This window comes from Microbacterium sp. 4NA327F11 (assembly GCF_005503465.1).
Lineage (GTDB): Bacteria > Actinomycetota > Actinomycetes > Actinomycetales > Microbacteriaceae > Microbacterium > Microbacterium ginsengisoli.
In genome coordinates this window covers 87138-110891 of record NZ_SCOB01000002.1, presented here as the reverse complement: position 1 = coordinate 110891, position 23754 = coordinate 87138, and the positions used below count along the sequence as shown (strand labels likewise).

At 70.3% G+C, this 23754-nt stretch carries 26 protein-coding genes; 20 read left to right on the top strand and 6 right to left on the bottom strand.

Going from position 1 to position 23754, the window contains the following annotated elements; genetic code table 11:
* Nucleotides 1-15: 15 nt before the first annotated feature.
* A complete protein-coding gene (locus FFS51_RS02120) occupies nt 16-276 on the bottom strand; it encodes a hypothetical protein (RefSeq protein ID WP_137877363.1) in 261 nt (86 codons plus the stop codon).
* 486 nt (nt 277-762) lie between these two features.
* Between FFS51_RS02120 and smc the strand changes: the two genes are divergently transcribed.
* Genes smc through FFS51_RS02105 form a run of 3 tightly spaced genes read left to right on the top strand, consistent with a single transcriptional unit; the run spans nt 763 to nt 5731 of the window.
* Entirely contained in the window at nt 763-4302 is a 3540-nt protein-coding gene (gene smc / locus FFS51_RS02115) for a chromosome segregation protein SMC (RefSeq protein WP_137877362.1), read from the top strand.
* Nucleotides 4303-4311: 9 nt separating this feature from the next.
* On the top strand, nt 4312-5184 hold the full coding sequence (gene ftsY, locus FFS51_RS02110; RefSeq protein WP_137877361.1) for a signal recognition particle-docking protein FtsY: 873 nt from the start codon (nt 4312-4314) through the stop codon (nt 5182-5184).
* Between the two features lie 46 nt (nt 5185-5230).
* Nucleotides 5231-5731, top strand: coding sequence for a DUF2004 domain-containing protein (locus FFS51_RS02105; RefSeq protein ID WP_045248444.1), 501 nt, complete (start codon nt 5231-5233; stop codon nt 5729-5731).
* Between the two features lie 6 nt (nt 5732-5737).
* Here FFS51_RS02105 and lipA read toward each other — a convergent pair whose 3' ends face one another.
* Complete coding sequence (gene lipA, locus FFS51_RS02100) at nt 5738-6736, bottom strand: lipoyl synthase (protein WP_045248443.1); 999 nt, start codon at nt 6734-6736, stop codon at nt 5738-5740.
* Entirely contained in the window at nt 6733-7371 is a 639-nt protein-coding gene (gene lipB, locus FFS51_RS02095) for a lipoyl(octanoyl) transferase LipB (protein WP_137877360.1), read from the bottom strand. Before lipB ends, lipA begins: the two co-directional genes overlap by 4 nt.
* A 77-nt stretch (nt 7372-7448) precedes the next feature.
* On the opposite strand from lipB, the gene FFS51_RS02090 reads away from it, so the two are divergent.
* Nucleotides 7449-8018 carry a TetR/AcrR family transcriptional regulator gene (locus FFS51_RS02090; RefSeq protein WP_056206935.1) on the top strand — a complete coding sequence of 190 codons (570 nt, stop codon included), beginning with the start codon at nt 7449-7451 and terminating at the stop codon, nt 8016-8018.
* Nucleotides 8019-8030: 12 nt separating this feature from the next.
* Nucleotides 8031-9578 carry a signal recognition particle protein gene (ffh, locus tag FFS51_RS02085; protein WP_137877359.1) on the top strand — a complete coding sequence of 516 codons (1548 nt, stop codon included), beginning with the start codon at nt 8031-8033 and terminating at the stop codon, nt 9576-9578.
* Between the two features lie 14 nt (nt 9579-9592).
* Here ffh and FFS51_RS02080 read toward each other — a convergent pair whose 3' ends face one another.
* Complete coding sequence (locus FFS51_RS02080; RefSeq protein WP_137877358.1) at nt 9593-10753, bottom strand: glutamate--cysteine ligase; 1161 nt, start codon at nt 10751-10753, stop codon at nt 9593-9595.
* A gap of 181 nt (nt 10754-10934) precedes the next feature.
* On the opposite strand from FFS51_RS02080, the gene rpsP reads away from it, so the two are divergent.
* From rpsP to trmD, 4 genes are read left to right on the top strand one after another with little or no spacing between them, the layout of a single operon-like run.
* Nucleotides 10935-11375, top strand: a complete 441-nt coding sequence (gene rpsP, locus FFS51_RS02075) for a 30S ribosomal protein S16 (protein WP_045248439.1) — start codon at nt 10935-10937, stop codon at nt 11373-11375.
* Nucleotides 11376-11379: 4 nt separating this feature from the next.
* Nucleotides 11380-11610 (top strand): RNA-binding protein, encoded by a 231-nt coding sequence (locus FFS51_RS02070; RefSeq protein ID WP_045248438.1) that lies wholly within the window; start codon nt 11380-11382, stop codon nt 11608-11610.
* Nucleotides 11610-12272, top strand: a complete 663-nt coding sequence (gene rimM / locus FFS51_RS02065; RefSeq protein ID WP_137877357.1) for a ribosome maturation factor RimM — start codon at nt 11610-11612, stop codon at nt 12270-12272. Before FFS51_RS02070 ends, rimM begins: the two co-directional genes overlap by 1 nt.
* Nucleotide 12273: 1 nt before the next feature.
* Complete coding sequence (trmD, locus tag FFS51_RS02060; RefSeq protein ID WP_137877356.1) at nt 12274-12984, top strand: tRNA (guanosine(37)-N1)-methyltransferase TrmD; 711 nt, start codon at nt 12274-12276, stop codon at nt 12982-12984.
* Here trmD and map read toward each other — a convergent pair.
* Nucleotides 12964-13746 carry a type I methionyl aminopeptidase gene (gene map / locus FFS51_RS02055; protein WP_056206929.1) on the bottom strand — a complete coding sequence of 261 codons (783 nt, stop codon included), beginning with the start codon at nt 13744-13746 and terminating at the stop codon, nt 12964-12966. The two genes, trmD and map, sit on opposite strands and share 21 nt — an antisense overlap.
* Nucleotides 13747-13865: 119 nt before the next feature.
* Between map and FFS51_RS02050 the strand changes: the two genes are divergently transcribed.
* From FFS51_RS02050 to FFS51_RS02010, 9 genes are all read left to right on the top strand, one after another.
* Entirely contained in the window at nt 13866-14363 is a 498-nt protein-coding gene (locus tag FFS51_RS02050; protein WP_045248434.1) for a hypothetical protein, read from the top strand.
* A 190-nt stretch (nt 14364-14553) separates the two neighbouring features.
* The gene (rplS, locus tag FFS51_RS02045) at nt 14554-14901 is read left to right on the top strand and encodes a 50S ribosomal protein L19 (RefSeq protein ID WP_045248433.1); all 348 of its coding nucleotides are present in this window, start codon (nt 14554-14556) and stop codon (nt 14899-14901) included.
* Between the two features lie 138 nt (nt 14902-15039).
* Nucleotides 15040-15840 (top strand): signal peptidase I, encoded by an 801-nt coding sequence (gene lepB / locus FFS51_RS02040; protein WP_045248432.1) that lies wholly within the window; start codon nt 15040-15042, stop codon nt 15838-15840.
* Nucleotides 15837-16496 (top strand): ribonuclease HII, encoded by a 660-nt coding sequence (rnhB, locus tag FFS51_RS02035; protein ID WP_137877355.1) that lies wholly within the window; start codon nt 15837-15839, stop codon nt 16494-16496. Before lepB ends, rnhB begins: the two co-directional genes overlap by 4 nt.
* Nucleotides 16497-16550: 54 nt before the next feature.
* On the top strand, nt 16551-16874 hold the full coding sequence (locus FFS51_RS02030) for a DUF2469 family protein (RefSeq protein ID WP_045248430.1): 324 nt from the start codon (nt 16551-16553) through the stop codon (nt 16872-16874).
* A gap of 99 nt (nt 16875-16973) precedes the next feature.
* Nucleotides 16974-17336 (top strand): YraN family protein, encoded by a 363-nt coding sequence (locus tag FFS51_RS02025; RefSeq protein WP_045248429.1) that lies wholly within the window; start codon nt 16974-16976, stop codon nt 17334-17336.
* On the top strand, nt 17333-18871 hold the full coding sequence (locus FFS51_RS02020) for a YifB family Mg chelatase-like AAA ATPase (RefSeq protein WP_137877354.1): 1539 nt from the start codon (nt 17333-17335) through the stop codon (nt 18869-18871). Before FFS51_RS02025 ends, FFS51_RS02020 begins: the two co-directional genes overlap by 4 nt.
* Nucleotides 18868-20049 carry a DNA-processing protein DprA gene (dprA, locus tag FFS51_RS02015; RefSeq protein WP_137877353.1) on the top strand — a complete coding sequence of 394 codons (1182 nt, stop codon included), beginning with the start codon at nt 18868-18870 and terminating at the stop codon, nt 20047-20049. The genes FFS51_RS02020 and dprA overlap by 4 nt, the downstream gene beginning before the upstream one ends.
* A gap of 58 nt (nt 20050-20107) precedes the next feature.
* Nucleotides 20108-21058 carry a tyrosine recombinase XerC gene (locus FFS51_RS02010; RefSeq protein ID WP_137877352.1) on the top strand — a complete coding sequence of 317 codons (951 nt, stop codon included), beginning with the start codon at nt 20108-20110 and terminating at the stop codon, nt 21056-21058.
* Nucleotides 21059-21106: 48 nt separating this feature from the next.
* Here the strand turns inward: FFS51_RS02010 and FFS51_RS02005 are convergent, their stop codons facing one another.
* Nucleotides 21107-21628, bottom strand: coding sequence for a M23 family metallopeptidase (locus tag FFS51_RS02005; RefSeq protein WP_137877351.1), 522 nt, complete (start codon nt 21626-21628; stop codon nt 21107-21109).
* A gap of 289 nt (nt 21629-21917) precedes the next feature.
* Between FFS51_RS02005 and rpsB the strand changes: the two genes are divergently transcribed.
* Nucleotides 21918-22760, top strand: coding sequence for a 30S ribosomal protein S2 (gene rpsB, locus FFS51_RS02000; protein ID WP_137877350.1), 843 nt, complete (start codon nt 21918-21920; stop codon nt 22758-22760).
* A gap of 98 nt (nt 22761-22858) precedes the next feature.
* Nucleotides 22859-23686, top strand: coding sequence for a translation elongation factor Ts (gene tsf, locus FFS51_RS01995; protein WP_045248420.1), 828 nt, complete (start codon nt 22859-22861; stop codon nt 23684-23686).
* Nucleotides 23687-23754 lie beyond the last annotated feature (68 nt).

Here is a 23754-nt window from a genome sequence, read left to right as displayed (position 1 = left end):
CCCCGACCGGTGCCGTCAGCGACGGATGTCAAGGAGCGCGGCGCGCTCCCACTCCGCCTCGCGGCGGCGGCGAGCGGACTCGACATCGTCGCGGAGGCGGTGCGATTCGCGCTCGGCGGTGAGACGCGACATCCGCTGACCCCAGAGGATCAGCCGGAGGCCGAGATGCATCGCCCAGCGATCGAGCAGGCCGGTATGGGGCGGGTGGGACCGCTCGATCTCGGCGTGGTGCGTGGCAGCGGGGCGCTGCGGCGCGGGGGTAAGCAGGGTGTTCATGGAGGTTCCTTCGAGGGGAGACTCGTCGACCGGACGGTCGACGGCGTGCGCGCCGCAGCGCGGACGAGGGGATACCGCGGACGAAACAGTCGCAGGCGGCGAGGCGGACCCGGAGGTCGAGAGGCACCCTGGGGGCGCGGCCGTCGGTGACGGCGGGAGGGCGGCGGACGACGCGGGGCGTCGGCCGGACCTACGCGGTGCGCAGTCCGGTGCCGGCGAGTCCAATGACAGCGGGGACGGTTGCCGACACGGCGCGAGTGCGCGGGAATCCGGTGGTGTGGATGGTGATCATGGCAACCTCCTCTCGATGTCGTGGTGCGGTTGTGCACGCTATCGGCTGACGTACAGACGAGTCAAGTGCCCGGGCGTGTCGCGGCGCGTCGCGCCCCGCGGTGAGCTGGGGCATCCGCTCGCGTGGGGTGCCTGATCGGCGGCGCCGCTCCGGTACCGTGGGTGTTTACCCGAACGAGCCCGGAGGATGAACGGATGCACCTGAAGAGCCTGACGCTCAAAGGGTTCAAGTCGTTCGCCCAGCCGACGACCTTCGCGTTCGAACCGGGAGTGACGGCCATCGTCGGTCCGAACGGCTCGGGCAAGTCGAACGTCGTCGACGCGCTCGCCTGGGTAATGGGGGAGCAGGGTGCGAAGACGCTGCGCGGCGCGAAGATGGAAGACGTCATCTTCGCGGGCACGTCGACGCGTGGACCCCTCGGCCGCGCAGAGGTCACACTGACCATCGACAACTCCGACGGCGCACTGCCGATCGAATACGCCGAGGTGACGATCAGTCGCACGCTGTTCCGAAACGGCACCAGCGAGTATGCGATCAACGGTGAAGGATGCCGCCTCCTCGACGTGCAGGAGCTGCTCAGCGACTCCGGGCTCGGCCGGGAGATGCACGTGATCGTCGGACAGGGGCGTCTGGACACGGTGCTGCAGGCCACGCCGGAGGATCGCCGCGGGTTCATCGAGGAGGCCGCGGGCATTCTGAAGCACCGCCGCCGCAAGGAGAAGACGCTGCGCAAGCTCGAGGCGATGGAGGCGAACCTGCTTCGCCTGTCCGACCTCGCCGGCGAGGTGCGTCGCCAGCTCAAGCCGCTCGGCCGGCAGGCCGAGATCGCGCGTGAAGCCGCCACGATCGCCGCCGTGGTGCGCGACGCGAAGGCACGGCTCTACGCTGACGAGCTCGTTCGGCTGCGGGCCGAGCTCACCCTCGCGACGCAGAACGAACAGACCCGACACGCCGAACGGATCGCTCTGCAGGACCAGGTCGAGACCCTGCGGCTGCGGGTGCAGGCGCTCGAGGCGCAGCAGCGCTCCGAGCTGGTCGACGACGCCCGACGCACCGCGTTCGGGCTCGAACAGGTGCAGGAGCGCCTTCGCGCGCTCTACGCCCTCGCGGGCCAGCGTCTCGCCCTGCTGAGCGAGGACGATGAGGCGGGCGCCGCGGTCGCCACCGTCACGCAGGGAATGATCGACGAGGCCCGCGAGGAGGTCGACCGCATCGCGGGCGGTCGGGGTGACGCCGAGGATGCTGCGGCCGCCGCGGCGCGCGCCGTGATCCGGGCCCGCGCCGAGCTCGACGCCCTCGACGCGGACATCGCGGCGCAGAGCGCACTCGTGTCCGAGCACGACATGCGCCTCACCGCGCTACGCGGGTCGGCGGAGGCCGCCGAGTCTGCGCTCGCGGCCGTGCAGGCCGCGGTCGACCGTCAGCAGCGCGCACTCGACGCGGCCGTGCAGCGCCGGGAGGAGGCCGCCGCCGTTCTCGCCGGCCTCGATCCCGATCTTGCGCCGGAGCGCTCCGCGGGCGAGTTCGCGACGGCCTACGAGCAGTCGCAGCGCCGTGCGAACGAGCTCGAGTCGGATGTCGCGGGCATCCGCGAACGCCTGCACGCCGCCGAGCGCGAAGCAGAGGCGCTGACGGCCGAGGCCGCCGCGCTCGCCCGCGCGCTCGACGTGCGAAACGGGGCCGCCGCGCTCGTCGCCGAGGGTGGGGCCGGGGTGCGGGGGCTCGTCTCCGACGCCGTGAAGGTCGCCGCCGGGTACGAGGCGGCGATCGCGGCCGCTCTGGGCGCGGTGGCAGAGGGCGTGCTGGTCGACTCCGCGGAGACCGGCTTCGTGGCGGCGGACGCCGTCCGCCGCGCCGACGACGGCGTTGTCGACATCGTCTTCGCCGCGCCGTACACCGATGTCGATGAGCCGGTCATCCCGGATGCCGTCGCGGCCGTCTCCGTCGTGAATGCCCCGGACGGCATACAGCGCCTGCTCGCCCAGGTCGTCGTGGTCGACGACCTGGAGAGCGCGCACCGTGTCGCGCGATCGCACCCGTCGATCGTCTGCGTCACGAGGGGCGGGGAGCACGTGACGGCGCAGACGATCCGCGCGGGCTCGGGGGCCGGCCGTTCGCGCCTCGAGCTCGCCGCGCAGCGGGACGCCGCGGCATCCCGAGTGTCAGAGATCACCGTCGTCGCCGACTCGCTGCGCGAGGCTCTGGCCGAGCGCACTGCCGAGCTCGCCGAGATGCGCCACGCGGCACGGCGAGCGCTCGACGACCTGCGCGCGAATGACGCCGCCGTCGCCGCACACGCCGAGCAGGTCAACCGGGCGACCGTGCGACACGAGTCGGCCAGTGCGGAGTGCGACCGACTGACGACCACCCTCGGGCAGGCGCAGAGCGCCGTCGACGAAGCGGCCGATGCGGCCAGGGTGTCCCGTGACCGCCTCGACACGGCGCTCGAGGCGCCGCGGCCCATCCTCGACGCGTCCGCGCGCGACGGACTGCTCGCGACGCTCGACGGTGCGCGAGAGTCGGAGATGCAGACGCGCCTGGAGGTCGAGACGCTCAAGGAGCGTGTGCGCGCGCAGGAGGCGCGGGTCGACGCCCTCGAACGACAGCGGGAGCGCGAACGCGCCGCAGCGGAGGAATCCGCCCGGCGCACGGTGCTCCGGCGGGCGCAGCGTCAGATCGCCGCGGACGTCGCAGGTCGCCTTCCCGCCGTGCTCGACTCGGTCGATCGTTCGGTCAGTGAGGCGCGTGTCGCCCTCGCTGCCGCCGAGGCGGCGCGTACACAGGTGACCGCCGAGCTCGCCGAGCTGCGACGGCAGGAGGGGACGGCCCGGGAACGGCTGGCCGCCACGACCGAGAGCGTGCACAGCATCGAGCTGCAGATGCACGAGAAGCGTCTGCACGTCACGAGCCTGCTCGAACGCGTCGCGAGTGAGCTCGCCCTCGAGGAGGACATTCTCGTCGCGGAATACGGGCCGGAGGTCGCGATCCCGCCGGACCCCGTGCTGGTCGACTCCGAGGCGGTAGACGAGTCCGTGTCCGACGAGGATCCGGCTCCGGTGCCCTTCGACCGCGCCACGCAACGCAAGCGGCTCGCGGAGGCCGAGCGCAAGCTCGCCCAGCTCGGCCGTGTGAATCCGCTCGCGCTCGAGGAGTTCGCCGCACTCGAGCAGCGACACGTCTTCCTCACCGAGCAGCTCGCCGACCTGACCCAGACCCGTGCTGACCTGCTCACGATCATCGGCGAGCTCGACGAGCGCATGCAGACGATCTTCCTCGCCGCGTTCGAGGACACCCGCGAAGCCTTCACCGAGGTGTTCCCGATGCTCTTCCCCGGCGGCACGGGCAGCATCTCGCTCACCCATCCCGAGGAGCCCCTCATCACGGGAATCGAGGTCTCGGTGCGGCCGGTCGGCAAGAAGGTGGAGCGGCTCTCGCTGCTCTCGGGGGGAGAGCGCTCCCTCGCGGCGGTCGCGCTGCTCGTCGCGATCTTCACCGCACGGCCCAGCCCCTTCTACATCCTCGACGAGGTCGAGGCGGCCCTCGACGACGCGAACCTCGGTCGCCTGCTCTCGGTGTTCGAGCGCCTGCGCGCCTCGAGTCAGCTCATCGTCATCACGCACCAGAAGCGGACGATGGAGATCGCGGACGCCCTGTACGGCGTCTCGATGCGGCAGGACGGCGTGTCGGCGGTCGTCGGGCAGCGCGTGCGGGAGGCGGCCACGGCGGAGCCGTAGGCTGGAGTCATGGCGGAAAGATCCTGGTCGCTGGGGCGTGCTCTGAGGGGCATGTTCGTCAAACCGGTCATCGACGAGACGACCTGGGACGACCTCGAGACGGCGCTCATCACGGCCGACTTCGGGCCCGACATCTCCGAGCGCATCTTGGACGAGCTGCGCGAGAAGGTCGACCGGTTCCGCACGACGGATCCGAAGGACCTCCAACGGATGCTGCGGGAGACCCTCGAGGAGCACTTCGCGAAGTTCGACACGACGCTGCGCCTCACCGAGCGTCCGGCGATCGTGCTGGTCGTCGGTGTGAACGGCGTGGGGAAGACCACGACGATCGGCAAGTTCGCGCACTATCTGCAGCGGTTCGACCGCTCGGTGGTGGTCGGAGCGGCCGACACTTTCCGCGCCGCGGCCGTCGAGCAGCTCGCGACGTGGGCGGAGCGCGGCGGCGCGGAGATCGTGCGGCCGCAGCAGGAGGGCCAGGATCCGGCATCGGTCGCGTTCCAGACCATCCAATATGCGAAGGACCACGACACGCAGATCGTGCTGGTCGACACCGCGGGGCGTCTGCACACCAAGGGCGGCCTGATGGACGAGCTCGGCAAGATCACGCGCGTGATCGAGAAGCTCGCGCCGATCAGCGAAGTGCTCCTGGTGCTCGACGCCACGACCGGGCAGAACGGCGTCCTGCAGGCGCAGGCGTTCCTCGAGCACGCGGGCGTCACCGGGCTCGTCATCACGAAGCTCGACGGCTCGGCGAAGGGCGGTTTCGTGCTCGCCGTGCAGGAGCGCACCGGCATCCCGGTGAAGCTCCTCGGTCAGGGCGAGGGGATCGGCGATCTCACCGGCTTCACTCCGCACGTGTTCGTCGAGGCTCTCGTCGGCTGAGCGCGTCGGGCTACCGCCCGGGCAGTCGTGCTGGTTTCATGGGGACATGGCGATCGAGCACGACTTCTTCGGACTCCTCGAGTCCGGCCCCGACGGATCGATCTTCTGGTCGGAGACGGTCGAGTTCGGCGACCAGTCGGTGACGGTCGATCTCACGGCGCCCGATCAGGAGGATGTCACCACCGCGGCGCTCGACACGGCGGCGGCCCTCATCTCTGCCCTCGAGCGGGTCGACCTCATGGCCCGCAATGCGATGGTCGGCGAGCTCGACGACCGCACGAGCGAGGTCACCGAGTACGTGCTGCAGCAGCAGGAACGCCTCGGCGACGAGCTGGAGGACTTCCTCGTGGATGTCTCGGGCGACGACCACATCGACATCATCCGCGCTCTCACACTCACGAGTCTCACGATTCTCGCGGACGAGCACGACGGCACTGAGCCGTTCGCAGTTCTCGAGTACGCGCTCGATCCCGAAGGCGCCGACGACGCGCTGCTCGTGAACCTCGACTCCGACGGTCAGGTCTCGTCGGTCAGTTCGGCCGACTGAGTTCTGTCACACCGCCTGCGCGAAGGTGGTGTCGCCGGCTTGGATGTCGCGGGCGAGGTGCTGCAGGTCCTCAGGGATGTCGCGGCCCTTGGCGAGCATCGACTGCGCCCAGAGGCGCCCGGCCCGGTACGACGAGCGCACGAGCGGCCCCGCGAGCACGCCCAGGAATCCGATGCGCTCGGCCTCCTGCTTGAACTCGACGAACTCCTCGGGCTTCACCCAGCGCGCCACAGGGAGGTGGCGCGGGGTCGGCCGCAGGTACTGGGTGATCGTGATGATGTCGGTGCCGGCATCGTGGAGGTCCTGCAGCGCCTGTACGACTTCTGCGGGCTCCTCGCCCATGCCGAGGATCAGGTTCGACTTCGTGATGAGGCCTGCCGCGCGGGCCTGGGTCAGCACGCCCAGCGATCGCTCGTAGCGGAAGGCGGGACGGATGCGCTTGAAGATGCGCGGCACGGTCTCGACGTTGTGGGCGAACACCTCGGGGCGCGCCGCGAACACCTCGCCGAGCAGGTCGGGGTTTCCGGAGAAGTCCGTCGCGAGGATCTCGACTCCGGTGCCGGGGTTCTGCGCGTGGATCTGACGCACGGTCTCGGCGTGGAGCCATGCGCCCTCATCGGGGAGGTCGTCGCGAGCGACGCCGGTGACGGTGGCGTAGCGCAGCTGCATCCGGGTGACGCTCTCCGCCACCCGGCGCGGCTCGTCGGTGTCGTAATCGGCGGGCTTGCCGGTGTCGATCTGGCAGAAGTCGCAGCGGCGGGTGCACTGCGAGCCGCCGATGAGGAAGGTGGCCTCGCGGTCCTCCCAGCACTCGAAGATGTTGGGGCATCCCGCCTCCTGGCACACGGTGTGCAGGTCTTCGTTCTTCACGAGAGCGTGAAGCTCCCGGTACTCGGGGCCGAGCTTCGCCTTGGTCTTGATCCACTCGGGCTTGCGTTCGATGGGGGTCTCCGCGTTGCGCACCTCGAGGCGCAGCAGCTTGCGGCCCTCCGGCCCGGCGCTCACGCGACGGCCCCCGCGTACTCGCCGGCGAAGACCTCGGCGACCGACGCGAGGATGTCGCGGGGCGCGACATCCTGCCCGACGACCTCGCTGACCGTGGTGACCCCTGCGTCTGTGATACCGCAGGGGATGATGCCGCCGAAGCCGCTGAGGGTGTTGTCGCAGTTGACCGCGAATCCGTGCATGGTGACGCCCTTCTCGACGCGCACGCCGATGGCGGCGACCTTGTCCTCCGACAGCGGACGGCGCACCCAGACGCCGCTGCGTCCCTCGATCTGGTAGCCGTCGACGCCGTGACCGGCGAGTGCGGCGATGAGGAGGCGTTCGATGCGGCGCACGTGGGCGACGACGTCGACGGGCTCGCCCAGGCGCACGATCGGGTAGCCGACGAGCTGGCCGGGTCCGTGCCAGGTGATCTTGCCGCCGCGGTCGACGTCGATGACGGGCGTGCCGTCCTGCGGGCGCTCCTGCGGCTCGGTGCGCTTGCCGGCCGTGTAGACGGCCTCGTGCTCGAGCAGCAGCAGGGTGTCGTTCCGGGTGCCGGCGACGACGTCGGCGTGGATGCGGCGCTGCAGTGCCCAGCCGTCGAGGTAGGGCACGTAATCGGGCGCGAGGCCCACGGTCTGGATGTCGAGCACGATGCTCCGATCATTGATTGCTGGACTGCGTCCAACAATACGCCCGCGTCGGGCGAGAGGGACCGTACGCTGAGGGCATGGCATCCGGACGACCGCGCGCGACCTCGCGCGAGACGATCTCGGATGCCGCGTGCGAGCTGTTCCTCGAACAGGGGTACGACGCGACCTCGGTCGCCGACATCACCGTGCGGGCCGGCGTCAGCCGCTCGAGCTTCTTCAACTACTTCGACTCGAAGGCGGAGGTGCTCTGGAGCGGCCTCGACGGACGGCTCGCGGCCGCCGTCGAGGATCTCGCCACGGGGGAGGGCGACCCGGATGCCGCGGTGCGCCGAGTGCTCAGGGAGCTCGCGGCCGGATTCGCCCCCGACGCGCTGGCGCTCGCGCTCGTGCACGCCGAGGCGATGGGGGTCGCCGGCGAGCTGGATCGCGACGCGGCCACACGACAGGCCCGGCTCGGACGGGCGATCGCGCGGCGACTCGCGGGGGGTGGCCAGGCGCGACTGGTCGCGGACGTGCGCGCCGCAGCGTACGCGGGCGCCCTGTTCGCGGCGCTGCGCGCATGGGCGCACGCCGGCCCCGGGACATCCGCGCTGTCCACGCCGTTGGACGCTGCCCTCACCGCCGTCAACGGCACGCTGCTCGCGTAAACTTGGCGCATCATGGCGACTTTCGGCACACTCTCCGACCGGCTGACCGAGACCTTCCGCGGTCTTCGCACCAAGGGCAAGCTGACCCCGGCTGACGTCGACGGCACCGTCCGCGAGATCCGTCGGGCCCTCCTCGAGGCCGACGTGGCGCTGGTGGTGGTGAAGGAGTTCACCGCGAAGGTGCGCGAGCGCGCGCTCGGGGACGAGGTCAATCGGGCGCTCAACCCGGCGCAGCAGGTCGTGCAGATCGTCAATGAGGAGCTCGTCGCGATCCTCGGCGGCGAGCATCGCCGACTGCAGTTCGCGAAGAACCCTCCCACGGTCATCATGCTCGCCGGACTCCAGGGCTCCGGAAAGACGACGTTCGCCGGCAAGCTCGCGAAGCTCCTCGAGAAGGAAGGTCACACCCCTCTGCTCGTGGCCGCCGACCTGCAGCGCCCCAACGCCGTCACGCAGCTCACCGTCGTCGCCGAGCGTGCCGGTGCCACGATCTTCGCACCCGAGCCCGGCAACGGCGTCGGCGACCCCGTCACGGTGGCCCGCGACGGTGTGGAGTTCGCCAAGCGGCAGCAGCACGACGTCGTCATCGTGGACACCGCCGGTCGCCTCGGTGTCGACGCGGAGCTCATGACGCAGGCTGCCGACATCCGGGCCGCCATCAGCCCCGACGAGGTGCTGTTCGTGATCGACGCGATGATCGGTCAGGATGCCGTCACCACCGCCCGCGCCTTCCAGGAGGGCGTGGACTTCACCGGTGTCGTGCTCTCGAAGCTCGACGGAGACGCCCGCGGCGGCGCGGCGCTGTCGGTCGCGTCGATCACCGGCCGACCGATCATCTACGCGTCCAACGGCGAGGGACTCGAGGACCTCGAGGTCTTCCACCCCGACCGTATGGCGAGCCGCATCCTCGACCTCGGTGACATCCTCACCCTCATCGAGCAGGCGCAGCAGGCCTTCGACGAGGCCGAGGCGCTGAAGGTCGCCGAGAAGCTCGCGAAGGAGCAGTTCACCCTCGAGGACTTCCTCGAGCAGATGCAGCAGCTCAAGAAGATGGGCTCGATGAAGAAGATGCTCGGGATGCTCCCGGGCATGGGCCAGATGAAGCAGCAGCTCGAGAACTTCGACGAGCGCGAGATCGACCGCACCGAGGCGATCATCCGCTCGATGACCCCGGGGGAGCGTCGCAACCCCAAGGTCCTCAACGGCTCGCGTCGCCTGCGCATCGCGCGCGGATCGGGCATGACCGTCACCGACGTCAACCAGCTCGTCAACCGATTCGAGCAGGCGGCGAAGATGATGAAGACCGTTGCGCGCGGCGGTGTGCCCGCCATCCCGGGCATGGGTGCGGTCCCGGGTGCCCACGGCGGCGGCAAGCGGGGCAAGCAGCAGAAGGCCCGCGGTTCGCGGTCGGGAAACCCGGCCAAGCGTGCGGCCGAGAACGCCGGCATCACCTCCGAACCGGCCGCGCCGACCGGCAGCGGGTTCGGGCTCGGCGGCGGCAACGCTGCGCCGAGCGAGGCCGACCTCGCCGACCTGCAGAAGATGCTCGGGCGCTCCTGATCTGCCCAGGGGCCTCAGCCGCGCGACGGCGGCCAGGGGCGCGCGGGCGCGCCCGCGTGGAACTCCGCGATCAGGTGACGCACGACGGCGCGCAGATCTCCGTCCGCGCCATCGGCGACCGCGAGCTGACGTGATGCGCTCGAGCCTTTGCTGAGGATGTCGCCGACCCCGCGCAACTCGTCAGCGGCACCGAGATCGGCGGCGACCGGCTCGAGGCGCCCGATCGTCTCGAGGAGATCGTCGCGAACGCTGACCTGACGGCCGTGCGTGTCGGCGATGACTCGCGCACCGAGTCCGTAGCGGGCGGCGCGCCACTTGTTCTCGCGCGTGAACCACGGCTGAAGCCGGGGGAGCGTCTCACCGGCGTCGAGGCGGCGGGAGAAGTCCTCAACCAACGCCTGCGTGAGGGCGGCGACGGCGGAGAGCTCGGCGACGGTCGACATCCCGTCGCACGCGCGCACCTCGATGGTTCCCCATCGCGGCGCCGGGCGGATGTCCCATCTCACCTCGGTGGCGTCGGCCATCACGCCGGTGCGGGTCATGTCGTCGAGGTAGGCCTCGAAGTCGCCCCAGTCGTCGATGGCCCACGGCACCCCGGCGGTCGGCAGCTGCTGGAAGACGAGAGAGCGGTTCGAGGCGTAGCCCGTGCGCTCCCCGGCCCAGAACGGGCTCGACGACGACAGCGCGAGCAGGTGCGGGAGGTAGGTGGACAGGGCGCCGACGATCGGCATGACCTTGCTGACGTCGTCGACGCCCACGTGCACGTGCACTCCCCAGATCATCATGTTGCGACCCCACCACTGCGTGCGCTCGACGAGCGAGTGGTAGCGCGTCTTGTCGGTCACCGACTGCTCGTACCACTGCGCGAAGGGGTGGCTTCCGGCCGAGAGCAGCTCGATGCCGGCCCGGTCGGTCTCGGAGCGCACCGCACTGATAGCGTCCGTGACATCGCCGACCGCCTCGGCGACCGTGTGACCGATGCCGCTCGTCACTTCGACGGTGTTGGTGAGCAGCTCGCCGGTCACCGTGAATCGCTCCGAGGCCGTCGCGTCGGCCAACGCCTCGACGATCTCGGGGCCTGCGCCTACGAGGTCACCGGAGTCCGCGTCGGCGAGCATCAGCTCCCATTCCAGACCCACGGTGGAACGCGCTGACTCGGCGAAGGGCTGCGGCACGCGCACAGTCTGGCAGAGCGAGTCATGGCGGTTCGCGGCATCCGTCATCTTCTGGCAAAATAGACCGCTGGACCATCGCCCGACCCTCTATCCGGCGACATCCACCCCTTCGAGCTTCCGCCGGGTGTGCACCCCACGCTCCAGGCGACGTTCATTCACGTACACACCATTCAGGAGAATCGTGGCTGTCAAGATCCGTCTCAAGCGCCTGGGCAAGATCCGTGCGCCCTACTACCGCATCGTCGTCGCCGACTCGCGCACCAAGCGCGACGGTCGCGTCATCGAGGAGATCGGCAAGTACCACCCGACCGAGGAGCCCTCGCTCATCCAGGTCGACTCGGAGCGTGCGCAGTACTGGCTCAGCGTCGGCGCCCAGCCGACTGAGCAGGTGCTCGTGCTCCTCAAGCTCACCGGCGACTGGGGCCAGTTCAAGGGTGACAAGAACGCCGTCTCGACCGTGAAGGTCGCCGAGGGCAAGGCCGAGTTCGTGGCCGACACCGCCAAGAAGTCGGTCGTCAAGCCCAAGGTCGAGAAGAAGGCCGAGGAGCCCGTCGCGGAGACCGCCGACGAGGCCCCCGCCGCGGACGAGGCCGAGGCCGACGCCTCGACCACCGAGGACTGAGCCCGTGCTGGCTGCCGCGCTCGAGCACGTCGTGAAGGCGATCGTCGATCGTCCCGATGACGTACGCATCGAGGCCACCTCATCGCCGCGGGGGGATGTGCTCGATGTGCACGTCCACCCCGACGACCGTGGTCGCGTGATCGGGCGCGGCGGCCGCACAGCCAAGTCCCTGCGAACGGTCGTGGCCGCCCTGGCCGCCGGCCGGCGGGTGCGCGTCGACATCTCCGACGACTGATGTCCGCGACCCCCAGCCCCGACGCGCGGGCGCGCTCCGGCGTGCGCGCACCCCGACCCGGGAAGACCCAGCTCCGTGTCGGCCGGCTCGTGAAGGCCCATGGCCTGAAGGGCGCCCTCAAACTCGAGCTCTACACCGACGACCCCGACGGTCGCTTCGTCCCCGGTGCCGCGTTCATCCTGCAGGTGCCGGACTCCTCGGAGTGGTTCGGCAAGACCGTCACCGTGCGTGAGTTCCGGTGGATGAACTCCCACCCGGTCGTGTTCTTCGACGGCGTGGAGGACCGCACCGGCGCGGACTCCCTCGTGCGCGCCATCCTCTGGATCGACCAGGATGACGCCGCCCCCGCCGAGGACGATGCCTGGTTCGACCATCAGCTCGTCGGACTCGACGTCGTACGCGAGGGACAGAGCGTGGGGCGCGTCGTCCGCGTCGACCACCTTCCCGCGCAGGATCTCCTCATCGTCAAGGCGGGGGAGCGCGAGGTGCTCGTGCCGTTCGTGTCGGCCATCGTCCCGGAGGTCGACGTGCACGGCGGTCGTGTGGTCGTGACGCCGCCGAACGGTCTGTTCGAGGATCTCGTCGACGACGATCCCGAGCCGGCTTTGACCGCTCCCGGAACCGAGGACGACGAGACCGACGACGAGACCGACGAGCGCTGACATGCGCATCGACGTCGTCTCGATCTTCCCCTCGTTCTTCGACGTCCTCGAGGTCTCCCTTCTCGGGAAGGCGCGGGGGCGCGGCATCCTCGACGTGCGCGTGCACGATCTGCGCGATCACACCCACGATCGTCATCGCACCGTCGATGACCGTCCGTACGGGGGCGGTGCCGGGATGGTCATGAAGCCCGAACCCTGGGGCGAGGCCCTCGATGCGATCGTGGCGGATGCCGCGGCATCCCCGACTCTCATCTTCCCGTCGCCCGCGGGGGAGCGGTTCACCCAGTCGCTCGCGCGGGAGCTGTCCACCCGTGAGCACCTCGTGTTCGGATGCGGACGCTACGAGGGCATCGACGAGCGCGTCTTCGAGGAGGCGGCGCGGCTCGGCGAGGTTCGGCTCGTGAGTCTCGGCGACTATGTGCTCAACGGCGGCGAGGTCGCTGCGATGGCCATGATCGAGGCGATCGGACGACTCATTCCCGGGGTGGTCGGAAATCCCGAGAGCCTCGTCGAGGAATCGCACGAGGACGGGCTCCTCGAGTACCCGTCGTACACGAAGCCGTCGAGCTGGCGCGGCAGAGACGTGCCGCCCGTCCTCCTCAGCGGCGACCACAGGCGCATCGCCGCGTGGCGGCACGACCAGCAGGTCGAGCGCACGCGGGCGCGCCGCCCCGACTTGCTGCCGGCGGAGTCAGTCGACGCCGAGGAATGACCGGTCGGTCAGCACGATGGGGCCGTCGGAGGTGACGGCGATCGTGTGCTCGGAGTGCGCTCCCCGGGAACCGTCGGCGCTGCGCAGGGTCCAGCCGTCGGGGTCGGTGACCAGTTCGTCGGTCGTCGCGAGGAACCACGGCTCGATCGCGATCACGAGACCGTCGCGCAGCGGGTAGCCGCGGTTCGCCTTCCCGTCGTTCGGGATGTGCGGGTCGCCGTGCATGATGTGTCCGACGCCGTGTCCGCCGAAATCGGTGTTGATGCTGTAGCCCTCGCCGCGCGCCACCGCGGCGATCGCGTGGGAGATGTCGCCGACCTTGTGGCCGACGGTCGCTGCGGCGATCGCCGCGTCGAGTGCGCGCTCCGTGGTCTCGATCAGACGCAGGTCTTCGTCGCGGGCGGTGCCGACGACGAAGGAGACCGCCGAGTCCGCCACCCAGCCGTCGATGGAGACCGCGAAGTCGAGAGTCACGAGGTCGCCGTCGCGCAGGGCGTAGTCGTGGGGGAGTCCGTGCAGCACGGCATCGTTGACGGACGTGCAGATCACCTTGCCGAACGGGCTCGCCCCGAACGAGGGGTGGTAGTCTATGTAGCAGGACTCCGCCCCCGCGCGGCGGATGAGGTCGTGAGCGCGGCGGTCGATCGCGAGCAGGTTCGTGCCCACCGATGTCTCGTCGCGCAGCGTCGCGAGCGTCTCGGCGACGAACCGGCCGACGGGTCGCATCTGCTCGATCTCGGTCGGTGTGCGCAGCTCGATCATGGGTGGTGCCTCCTGTATCTGATCCATTCTCTCGGATCCCGGCTGTCGCCGCTGAGAGGAGGCTCCGCATCGCCGAAGGTGCAGCCGAGCGCGGCGTCATCGGGCGTAGCATCGGGGTCATGTGGCTCAGGCGCGCGTTCTTCCGATGGCTCATCCCGGCCGCCTTCGTGCTGCCGGCGTGGCTGTTCGTCGGGTGGGGCGTGTTCAACGCCGGGGCCTGGGCGTTCCTCTGGGTGCTGTTCATCGCGATCCCCTCGGTGCTCGTCGGCCAGCTGCTGCTCGCCCTTCTGGTCCGCGCGCGCCCGACCGTGCGGGAGAGCCGCGCCGTGTCATGGCTGGATGTCGCGGGCTTCGCCGTCTGGCACCTCCTCACGATCTCGCTCGGGTTCTTCCGCGAGTCTTGGTGGGCACCGGTCATGGTGCTCACGATCTTCGTCGGGGTCGCGCTGCTGTGGCTGACGCTGTGGCAGCTGTGGCGGGAAGCGAAGCCCGGCCGCGCGATCTTCCGTGCCGCCGACGGCACGGGCTACATCCCGCCGATGCGCCCGCGCCCCGCGGCCCCGCAGGGCGAGCACGAGGTCATCGTCATCACCGAGACGAGTCGCGGGGCACAGTGACGCGAGGACGGATGCCGCGGCATCCGCTCTCTCGGTTTTGAGACGTTCGTCATCCGTGGCAGAATGGCTGTTTGTGCTCTGATGGGCTCTGCCTCAGGGGAGCGTGCCGGAGATTCTTCCGGCGGACGAGCACATTCCCCGTACATCTAACGATGCAGCCGACCTGTGGCGGTTGCAGGAAGCAGAGATCATGCAGATCCTCGACGAGCTCGACGCCGCGTCGCTCCGTTCCGACATCCCCGCCTTCGCCCCCGGTGACACCGTCAAGGTCCACGTGAACATCGTCGAAGGCAGCCGCTCGCGCGTGCAGGTCTTCCAGGGTGTCGTCATCGGCCGCTCCGGCGACGGCGTCCGTGAGACGTTCACGGTGCGCAAGATCAGCTTCCAGGTCGGCGTCGAGCGCACCTTCCCGGTGCACTCGCCGGTTCTCGACAAGATCGAGATCGTCACCCGTGGTGACGTGCGCCGCGCGAAGCTCTACTACCTGCGCAACCTCCGTGGCAAGAAGGCCAAGATCAAGGAGAAGCGCGACCGCTGAGGTCCCCTTCCGAACGCCCCGCTCATCGAGCGGGGCGTTCGTCGTTTCCGGCCACGACTCTCCGTCGCGTCGGGTGTGTCGCGGTGCGCTGTGTGAGACGCTGATGGCCGGCTTTCGTTACGCCGCGTGAGGACCTGCATGACCACCGAAGAACACCCCCTCCCCGACGAGACGCCGTCGGCGCCGATCCGTACCCGTCGCCGCGGGGGACCCTGGCGATTCGCCCGGGACGTCGTGGTCGTCGTCGTCATCGCAGTGCTCGTGTCGTTCCTCGTGAAGACGTTCGTCGTGCGCTCGTTCTACATCCCTTCGGCGTCGATGGAGACGACCTTGATGGAGCAGGACCGCATCCTCGTCGACGAGATCACGCCGAATTTCGGCGGATACCAGCGCGGCGACATCGTGGTCTTCAAGGACCCGGGCGGCTGGCTGGATCCGAGCACGACCGCCTCCGCGCCCCAGAATCCGATCTTTGCCGGAATCGACTGGGTGCTCTCCCTCGTCGGGCTCTCCACGAGCGACAGCGACGACCATCTGATCAAGCGCATCATCGGCCTGCCGGGAGACCACGTCGTCTGCTGCAACGCCGCCGGGCAGATCACCGTGAACGGGCAGCCGATCGACGAGCAGTCGTACATCACCGTGCCGTCACCCGGTGCCGCCGCGTCGGGCATCGCCTTCGACGTCACCGTGCCGCAGGGTTCGCTCTGGGTGCTCGGCGACAACCGGTACCGCTCGAAGGACTCGCGATACAACCAGGATCAGCCGGGGAAGGGGTTCGTGCCCGTCTCGGATGTCGTGGGTCGCGCGTTCCTCATCACCTGGCCGTTCTCGCGCTTCGGCGCGCTCGATTTCCACCACGACGTCTTCGCCGGCGTCCCGGGGCCCTCCGGCTCTCCCGTCCCCTCGCCGACCCCGACGACCACGGGCGCACCATGACGGTCATCGAGCCCACTCTCGTGTTCGAACGCGAACTGCTGGCGCGGCATCCGCTCGTCATCGCGTGCGACGAGGTCGGGCGCGGCGCTCTCGCGGGGCCGGTGGCGATCGGCGCGGCGGTACTCGGCGAAGTCGAGATCGAGGCGGGTGTTCCGAACGGGTTGCGCGATTCGAAGCTCGTCGCCGAGCGACGGCGGGCCGGCGTGCGCGATCGTGCTCGGGGATGGGTGTCCGCGTCCGCGATCGGCTGGTCGAGCGCTGCCGAGATCGACGAGATCGGCATCATGCGCGCCATGGGCAACGCGGCGCTGCGTGCTCTCGCCGACCTCCGCGGCCAGGGTGTCGAGGTGGACGACGCGATCGTGCTGCTCGACGGCAACCACGACTACATCACTCCGACTGCCGACCCCGGGGCGCCCGTGATCGTGCGGGTCAAGGCGGACCGCGACTGCGCGAGCGCGTCGGCGGCGTCGATCATCGCGAAGGTCGCGCGCGACGAGGTGATGACGGAGCTGCATCCGACTCATCCGGCGTACGAGTGGCATCGCAACAAGGGCTACGCCAGTGAGGTCCACCGCGCGGCGATCCGCGCGCACGGGCTGAGCCCCCACCACCGCGCGAGCTGGGCGATCGCCGACGCGCCCACCCTGTGGTGAGCGTCGTGTGCGGACGGTCGGGAGCGGCATCCGTCGCCCTAGGATGGAGACACCATGGATGACGATGTCTTCGAGGATTACGACCGCGAACTCGAGCTGGCTCTGTACCGGGAGTACCGCGATGTCGTCCTGCAGTTCCAGTACGTGATCGAGACCGAGCGACGGTTCTACCTCGCCAACGACGTGAATGTCGTGCGCCGCGACACCGAGCACGACTTCTACTTCGAGATCACGATGACCGATGTGTGGGTCTGGGACATCTACCGGGCCGACCGGTTCGTGAAGTCGGTGCGGGTCCTGACGTTCAAGGACGTGAACGTCGAGGAGCTGTCGCGTCGCGACTTCCAGCTGCCCGAAGAGCTCTCGCTCGACAGCTGAGCTCCTCCACAGGCGGTCGCGCCGCGCCGTGAGGCGCACGCTCTCCCCGGATCGGCCGGGCAGAGCGGGTGACACGCGATGCCCGGCGACGCTGGGGTCATGGCAGCGAAGGACGTCCTCGGGCGGGCCGGCGAAGACCGAGCCGCCGCTCATCTGATCGCGGTGGGATTCACCGTGCTCGACCGCAATTGGCGCGCGCCCGGCGGGGAGATCGACATCGTGGCCCGCGAGGGCGACGAGGTCGTCGTGGTCGAGGTGAAGACGCGCACGAGCGTGGCCTACGGGCATCCGCTCGAGGCCGTGTCGGCGGTCAAGCTCGCGCGGTTGTGGCGGCTTGCCTACGCGTGGCGTCGGGCGCATGCCGGTGAACTGCGAGGCGCTGCCTTGCGCGTCGATGCGATCGCGGTGATCGGAGCCGACCCCGCCACCGGCGCGATCGAGCACCTGCGAGATCTCCGATGACCGTCGCCCGTACCGCGGCCATCGCCCTTGTCGGCCTCGACGGCACGGTCGTCGACGTCGAGGCCGACCTCACCGACCAGCAGCCCGATCTGCGCATCATCGGACTCGGTGACAGGGCGCTCTCCGAGGCGGCGCAGCGCGTGACGAACGCGTGCATGAACAGCGGACTCCCGCTGCCTCGCCGACGCATCACCGTCAACCTCATCCCCGCGGATGTCCCGAAGCACGGCGCGGCGTTCGACCTCGCCATCGCCGTCGCAGCGCTCGCGAGCGCGGGCGTCCTGGATGTGGCATCCGTCGCGCGCAGCGTCCACATCGGCGAGCTCGGCCTCGACGGGCGAGTCCGAGCGGTGCCGGGAGTGCTTCCGGCCGTGATGGCGGCCGCGCGCCGCGGCTGTGGCCGCGTCGTCGTGCCCCGCGCGAACCTCACCGAGGCGCAACTCGTGCCCGGTATCGATGTCGTCGGTGTCGCCGATCTGAGGGCGACGGCCGTGTTGCACGGCGCCGAGCTCGAAGCGGATGACCCGGGGGACACGGTACCCACCGCGGTTTCAGACGCAGCCGACGACGACCCACCGGTCGCCGACTCGGCCGAGCTCGCCGATGTCGTCGGGCAGGATGCCGCTGTCGAGGCGCTGGTCGTCGCGGCCGCCGGTGCACACCACGTGCTCATGAGCGGGCCACCCGGTGCGGGCAAGACCATGCTCGCCCGACGTCTCCCCGCCCTTCTCCCCGCCCTCGACGACGACGCGGCGCTGACCGCGGCCGCCGTGGCATCCCTGTCGGGACGGCGGGTGTCTCGGCTTCAGCGCACACCCCCGCTGGAGGCGCCCCACCATTCCGCGAGCGTGGCGGCGCTCGTCGGAGGGGGTTCCCGCACGGTGCGACCCGGGGCGATCTCACGGGCGAGCGGAGGCGTGCTCTTCCTCGACGAGGCGGGCGAGTTCCCGTCGTCGGTGCTGGACGCTCTCCGTCAGCCGCTCGAGCGCGGTGCCATCGAGATCCATCGCATGGGGGTCGTCGCCGCGTTCCCGGCGAGATTCCAGCTCGTTCTCGCGACCAACCCTTGCCCGTGCGGGAACCACGGCGTGCGAGGTGCGCTCTGCGAATGCCCGCCGTCGGCGATCCGCCGCTACCGCGCGCGGCTGTCGGGTCCGCTGCTCGATCGGATCGACATCGAGATGAGGATGACCCGGGTCACCCGTGTGCCGCACAGTCGCGGCCGCACGTCCAGCGCTGATGCGCGGGAGCGGGTGGGGGATGCGCGCGAGCGCGCCGCCCGGCGTCTGCGCGAGACCCCGTGGACCGTGAACGCGGAGATCGACGGGGCGTGGTTGCGGCAAGGTCCCCACGCGCCCACGTCGGACGTGCGGGCTCCGCTGGATGCGGCACTCGAACGCGGTCTGCTGACCCTGCGCGCCTATGACCGCGTGCTGCGTGTCGCCTGGAGCGTCGCCGACCTCGCCGGGCACGATCGCCTCACCGGCGACGACATCGGCCGCGCGCTGTACCTCAAGCGGGGGATGGCGGCGTGAACGGCACCTCGACAGATGCGCGTGCGGTGCGCGCGCGTGCCGATGCGCTCGGCCTTCCTGACGATGAGTTCCGCGACGACCGCGATGCGGCGATCGTGTGGAGCACTCTCGTCGAACCGGGTGACCGCGTGGCGGGCGCGGCGATCGCGCAGTGGGGCGCACGGGGAGCCCTCGACCGCGCACGGCGGGGTGATGCCGAGGGCGGACGTCTGGTCGGCGATGCCGTGTGGTCGACCGCGCTGCGGCGGTGGGGTCCACGCTGGGATGCCGCGACCCTCCGCGACACCGTCGAGCTCGCCGCCCGCGCCGGAGCCGGGTTGCTGACCCCGAGCGATGCCGGCTGGCCGCGCTCGCTCGGCGATCTCGGCGCGCACGCGCCGGTCGCCCTCTGGGTGCGAGGTGACGCGTCTGCGCTCGCGGCGGAGCCGTCGATCGCAATCGTCGGCGCACGGGCGGCGACCGCGTACGGCGAAGCGGCGGCCGCTGAGGTGGCGGGCGACCTCGCCGCACGAGGCGTGATCATCGTCTCTGGCGCGGCCTGGGGGATCGATGGCGTCGCCCACCGGGCTGCGTTCGGCGTCGGTGGCCGCACCGTCGCCGTGCTGGCGGGCGGTGTCGACAAGGTGTATCCGTCGGGGCATACCGAGCTGATCGAGGCGGCGATGGCCGCGGGAGGCGCCGTGGCCGCGGAGGTGCCGTGCGGCGCCGCGCCCACCAAATGGAGATTTCTCCAGCGCAACAGGCTGATCGCGGCGCTCGGAGCCGCCACTGTCGTCGTCGAAGCGGGCTGGCGCAGCGGATCCCTGAACACCGCAGGCCACGCGTCGGCCCTCGGGCGGCCGATCGGCGCGGTCCCCGGTCCGATCACCTCCCCGGCCTCAGCGGGATGTCATCGGCTGTTGCGCGACTACGACGCCGTCTGCATCACGTGCGCCGATGACGCCCTCGCGCTCGTCGGTATCGACGCCGGGCTCGCATCCGGCGCGGGCGTCGACGCCGCGCGCACCGACGACGCGACGCGGGTGCGCGATGCCCTCTCGACGAGGGCGCCGCGCACGGTGGGCGACATCGCGCGCCGGGCAGGCATGGACCCGTCCGACGTTGCGGTCATCCTCGGATACGCCCTGCTTGCCGGTGACGCGGTCGACCGAGGTGAGGGGTGGCTTCGGGTGACCTGATGCGTCATCGTCGCCGCGTCGTGCCCAACGTCGGAGCATCGCACCGCACACTGGAACCATGACGTCCGAGGCATCCGTCGTGCCGTCGCCCCCGCGCCCGCCCGTCGCGCTGGACGCGGTCGCCCGCGAATGGCTCGTCCACCTTCGCGACGTTCGGCGCCTGTCTCCTGCCACGGTGCGGGCGTACACACAGGACCTGGTCGATCTCTCGCACCATCTCGGCGAGCACCGTTCGATCGACGACATCGACACGGATGATCTGCGGGAGTGGATGTGGACTGCCGTGCAGCGGGGGGACGCGCCCGCGACGCTCGCCCGCCGCCGTGCCACCGTGCGCGGACTGTTCTCGTGGGCATTCGAGCGGGGATTGGTGGCGCGCGACCCTGCGGCCCGCCTCGCCGCACCAGCCCGCGGGCGCACCCTGCCGCGGGTGGCCACCACGACCGCGGTCGACCAGGTGCTGGCCGCGGCCGCAGCCCGGGCGGCCGAACGGGACCCCGTCGCCGTGCGCGACCACGCGCTCCTCGAGATGCTCTACGCGACCGGAGTACGGGTCTCGGAGCTCTGCGCTCTGCGCGTGGCCGACATCGACCGCGCGCGCCGCACCGCGCGAGTGCGCGGCAAGGGCGACAAAGAGCGGGTCGTCCCCTTCGGCGCGCCCGCCGACCGTGCCCTCGGCGAGTACCTAGACAGTGCACGACCGGTGCTTCGGGCTCGAAGTGCGGACCCGGGCGACCGCATCTTTCTCGGTGCGCGCGGGGGCGCGCTCACGCCCCGCGCGGTCTACCGGGTCGTCAGCAGTGCACTCGCGCCAGCCCTCGGTGTCGCGCACGTCGGTCCGCATACTCTCCGTCACACGGCCGCCACGCATCTGCTCGACGGCGGGGCGGACCTGCGGGCGGTGCAGGAACTGCTCGGTCACGCGAGCCTCGGTACCACCCAGATCTACACCCACGTGTCGACGGAGCGGCTGACCGCTGCCTACCGACAGGCGCATCCGCGCGCCTGACACGTGCGGCCGTTCGCGTCCTCATCGGGACGCCCGCTCTGATCGTGCTCAGCCGCAGCACGGCAGCAGCACTGCCCGCTCGACTCTCCCGAGGAACAGCAACGGATTGACGTACGTTCCGTGCAGACGTGCGCCGAGATGGACGCCCCCGGGCGCGACGTGGCCCCCGGTCGTCACCGTTCCCACCTGATCGCCTGCCGCGATGCGGGCGCCCACGGGAAGGCCGGAAGCCACTGGCTCGAGAGTGCTGACCACACCGTCGTCATGTCGGATCGTGATCACTGCTCGATCCACCACGGTGCCCACGAACGCGACCACTCCGTCATCGACGGCGACCACGGGTGCGCCCTCATTCGCAGCCAGGTCGATTCCGCGATGACCCGCGCCGTAGGCGCTGGCGGGTGCCGCGTATCCGGCGATGACGCGCGGCGGCGCGACCGGCCACGACCAGGTGGGCTGCGCGACCCCACGGGCACCGCCCGGCGCAGCGGTCGGTGTCGCGTCCGCCGGTGCGCCCGCCGCGAGGGCCAGTGCGGCAGTGAGGAGGGCGGCGGTGAGGGAGCGGCGCATGGATCGATGCTGACCTTCGCGGCGCACGCGGGAGCGAACCATGCAACTCGCGGGGGAGGCCGCATCCGCTCGGCCGCCGGGGGAGGAGACGGCGTCCTGTATGCTGAACGAGCGCCTCGCTTGTCGGGGCGACTACGCGTGCCCAGAGCCCGGCGGTCTCCGCCGGGTGGCATCCACTCCGACGGTCCCGTCTCGACGGGCGGAGTGGCGCCGGGCACCAGGCTCCGCGCCGCATCCGCGCGCAGAGGACAACCGCAAGAGGCGCCCCGCGCCAGACAGGAGAACGGCCATGGCCGTCGTCACCATCCGCCAGCTGCTCGACAGCGGCGTGCACTTCGGACACCAGACCCGCCGGTGGAACCCGAAGGTGAAGCGCTTCATCCTCACCGAGCGCTCCGGCATCCACATCATCGACCTGCAGCAGTCGCTGTCGTACATCGACAAGGCGTACGAGTTCGTCAAGGAGACGGTCGCCCACGGCGGCACCGTGCTCTTCGTCGGCACGAAGAAGCAGGCCCAGGAGGTCATCGCCGAGCAGGCGACCCGCGTCGGCCAGCCCTTCGTCAACCAGCGCTGGCTGGGCGGTCTGCTCACGAACTTCTCCACCGTGTCGAAGCGCCTCGCACGCATGAAGGAGCTCGAGGAGCTCGACTTCAACGACCCGGCCGGCACCGGCTTCACCAAGAAGGAGCTGCTGCTCAAGCAGCGCGAGCTCGACAAGCTGCACAAGTCGCTCGGCGGTATCCGCAACCTCACCAAGACGCCGTCGGCGATCTGGGTGGTCGACGCCAAGCGCGAGCACCTCGCGATCGACGAGGCAAAGAAGCTCGGTATCCCCGTGATCGGCATCCTCGACACGAACGCCGACCCCGACGAGTTCCAGTTCCCGATCCCGGGCAACGACGACGCGATCCGCTCGGTCTCGCTGCTCACCCGCATCATCGCGGACGCCGCAGCCGAGGGGCTCATCCAGCGCCACCAGCCTGCTGGCGACGCCGAAGAGGCCGAGCCTCTGGCCGAGTGGGAGCGCGAGCTGCTCGAGCAGCCCCAGGCCGAGGTCGTCGAGGCCGAGGTCGTCGAGGTCGAGGCTGCCGCCGAGGCCGCTGTCGCGCCCGAGGCCGACGCCCAGTAAACCTCCGCGTCGTCCAGACGCACTACGATCGGCGCGGCGTGCGCATCGCGCCGCGCCGATCGCCCACGCGAACGCATAGACAGAAGGAGCCGCCACCCATGGCCAACTTCACCATCGCTGACATCAAGGCGCTGCGCGAGCAGCTCGGCACCGGCATGGTCGACACCAAGAAGGCACTCGAGGAGGCCGACGGCGACGTCGAGAAGGCCGTCGAGATCCTGCGCCTCAAGGGCGCGAAGGGCAACGCCAAGCGCGCTGACCGTTCGACGAGCGAGGGCCTCGTGACCGCTCGCGAGCTCGGCGGCAAGGTGACGCTCGTCGAGCTCGCCTGCGAGACCGACTTCGTCGCGAAGAACGAGCGTTTCATCGCCCTCGCCGACAAGGTCGCGGATGCCGCGGCCGCCGCCGGTGCGGACTCGGCCGAGGCCGCTCTGGCCGCCGACGCGAACGGCCAGACCGTCGAGCAGCTCATCTCGGACGAGGCCGCGATCATCGGTGAGAAGGTCGAGCTGCGCCGCGTGCGCACGCTCGCCGGTGACCACATCGAGGTGTACCTGCACAAGACCAGCAAGGACCTGCCCCCGCAGGTCGGTGTGGTGCTCGCCTACTCGGGCGACGACGCCGAGACCGCTCGCTCGCTCGCGCAGCACATCTCGTTCGCCAACCCGAGCTACCTCACCCGCGACGAGGTCCCCGAGGCCGATGTCGAGAAGGAGCGCGAGATCGTCACCGAGATCTCCCGCAACGAGGGCAAGCCGGAGGCCGCGCTGCCGAAGATCGTCGAGGGCCGCGTGAACGCGTTCTTCAAGCAGGTCGCGCTGCTCGACCAGGACTACGCCAAGGACAACAAGCTCTCCGTCGCGCAGGTCGCGAAGGACGCCGGTCTGACGCTCACGGGCTTCGCCCGCTTCAAGGTCGGCGCCTGATCGCCGCGAAGGGCCCGCATCGCTCGATGCGGGCCCTTCGTCGTGCGTGCCCGAAGTCTGGCGTGCGC

What these genes read in the sequence shown, in the direction of transcription:
- FFS51_RS02010 (WP_137877352.1), top strand. Translation starts at nt 20,108, where the DNA reads ATGACGTCCGAGGCATCCGTCGTGCCGTCGCCCCCGCGCCCGCCCGTC.
- FFS51_RS02105 (WP_045248444.1), top strand. Translation starts at nt 5,231, where the DNA reads ATGGCGATCGAGCACGACTTCTTCGGACTCCTCGAGTCCGGCCCCGAC.
- FFS51_RS02120 (WP_137877363.1), bottom strand. Translation starts at nt 276, where the DNA reads ATGAACACCCTGCTTACCCCCGCGCCGCAGCGCCCCGCTGCCACGCAC.
- tsf (WP_045248420.1), top strand. Translation starts at nt 22,859, where the DNA reads ATGGCCAACTTCACCATCGCTGACATCAAGGCGCTGCGCGAGCAGCTC.
- FFS51_RS02030 (WP_045248430.1), top strand. Translation starts at nt 16,551, where the DNA reads ATGGATGACGATGTCTTCGAGGATTACGACCGCGAACTCGAGCTGGCT.
- lepB (WP_045248432.1), top strand. Translation starts at nt 15,040, where the DNA reads ATGACCACCGAAGAACACCCCCTCCCCGACGAGACGCCGTCGGCGCCG.
- rnhB (WP_137877355.1), top strand. Translation starts at nt 15,837, where the DNA reads ATGACGGTCATCGAGCCCACTCTCGTGTTCGAACGCGAACTGCTGGCG.
- rimM (WP_137877357.1), top strand. Translation starts at nt 11,610, where the DNA reads ATGTCCGCGACCCCCAGCCCCGACGCGCGGGCGCGCTCCGGCGTGCGC.
- FFS51_RS02005 (WP_137877351.1), bottom strand. Translation starts at nt 21,628, where the DNA reads ATGCGCCGCTCCCTCACCGCCGCCCTCCTCACTGCCGCACTGGCCCTC.
- FFS51_RS02020 (WP_137877354.1), top strand. Translation starts at nt 17,333, where the DNA reads ATGACCGTCGCCCGTACCGCGGCCATCGCCCTTGTCGGCCTCGACGGC.
- trmD (WP_137877356.1), top strand. Translation starts at nt 12,274, where the DNA reads ATGCGCATCGACGTCGTCTCGATCTTCCCCTCGTTCTTCGACGTCCTC.
- rpsB (WP_137877350.1), top strand. Translation starts at nt 21,918, where the DNA reads ATGGCCGTCGTCACCATCCGCCAGCTGCTCGACAGCGGCGTGCACTTC.
- ffh (WP_137877359.1), top strand. Translation starts at nt 8,031, where the DNA reads ATGGCGACTTTCGGCACACTCTCCGACCGGCTGACCGAGACCTTCCGC.
- ftsY (WP_137877361.1), top strand. Translation starts at nt 4,312, where the DNA reads ATGGCGGAAAGATCCTGGTCGCTGGGGCGTGCTCTGAGGGGCATGTTC.
- FFS51_RS02050 (WP_045248434.1), top strand. Translation starts at nt 13,866, where the DNA reads ATGTGGCTCAGGCGCGCGTTCTTCCGATGGCTCATCCCGGCCGCCTTC.
- FFS51_RS02025 (WP_045248429.1), top strand. Translation starts at nt 16,974, where the DNA reads ATGGCAGCGAAGGACGTCCTCGGGCGGGCCGGCGAAGACCGAGCCGCC.
- FFS51_RS02090 (WP_056206935.1), top strand. Translation starts at nt 7,449, where the DNA reads ATGGCATCCGGACGACCGCGCGCGACCTCGCGCGAGACGATCTCGGAT.
- map (WP_056206929.1), bottom strand. Translation starts at nt 13,746, where the DNA reads ATGATCGAGCTGCGCACACCGACCGAGATCGAGCAGATGCGACCCGTC.
- rplS (WP_045248433.1), top strand. Translation starts at nt 14,554, where the DNA reads ATGCAGATCCTCGACGAGCTCGACGCCGCGTCGCTCCGTTCCGACATC.
- smc (WP_137877362.1), top strand. Translation starts at nt 763, where the DNA reads ATGCACCTGAAGAGCCTGACGCTCAAAGGGTTCAAGTCGTTCGCCCAG.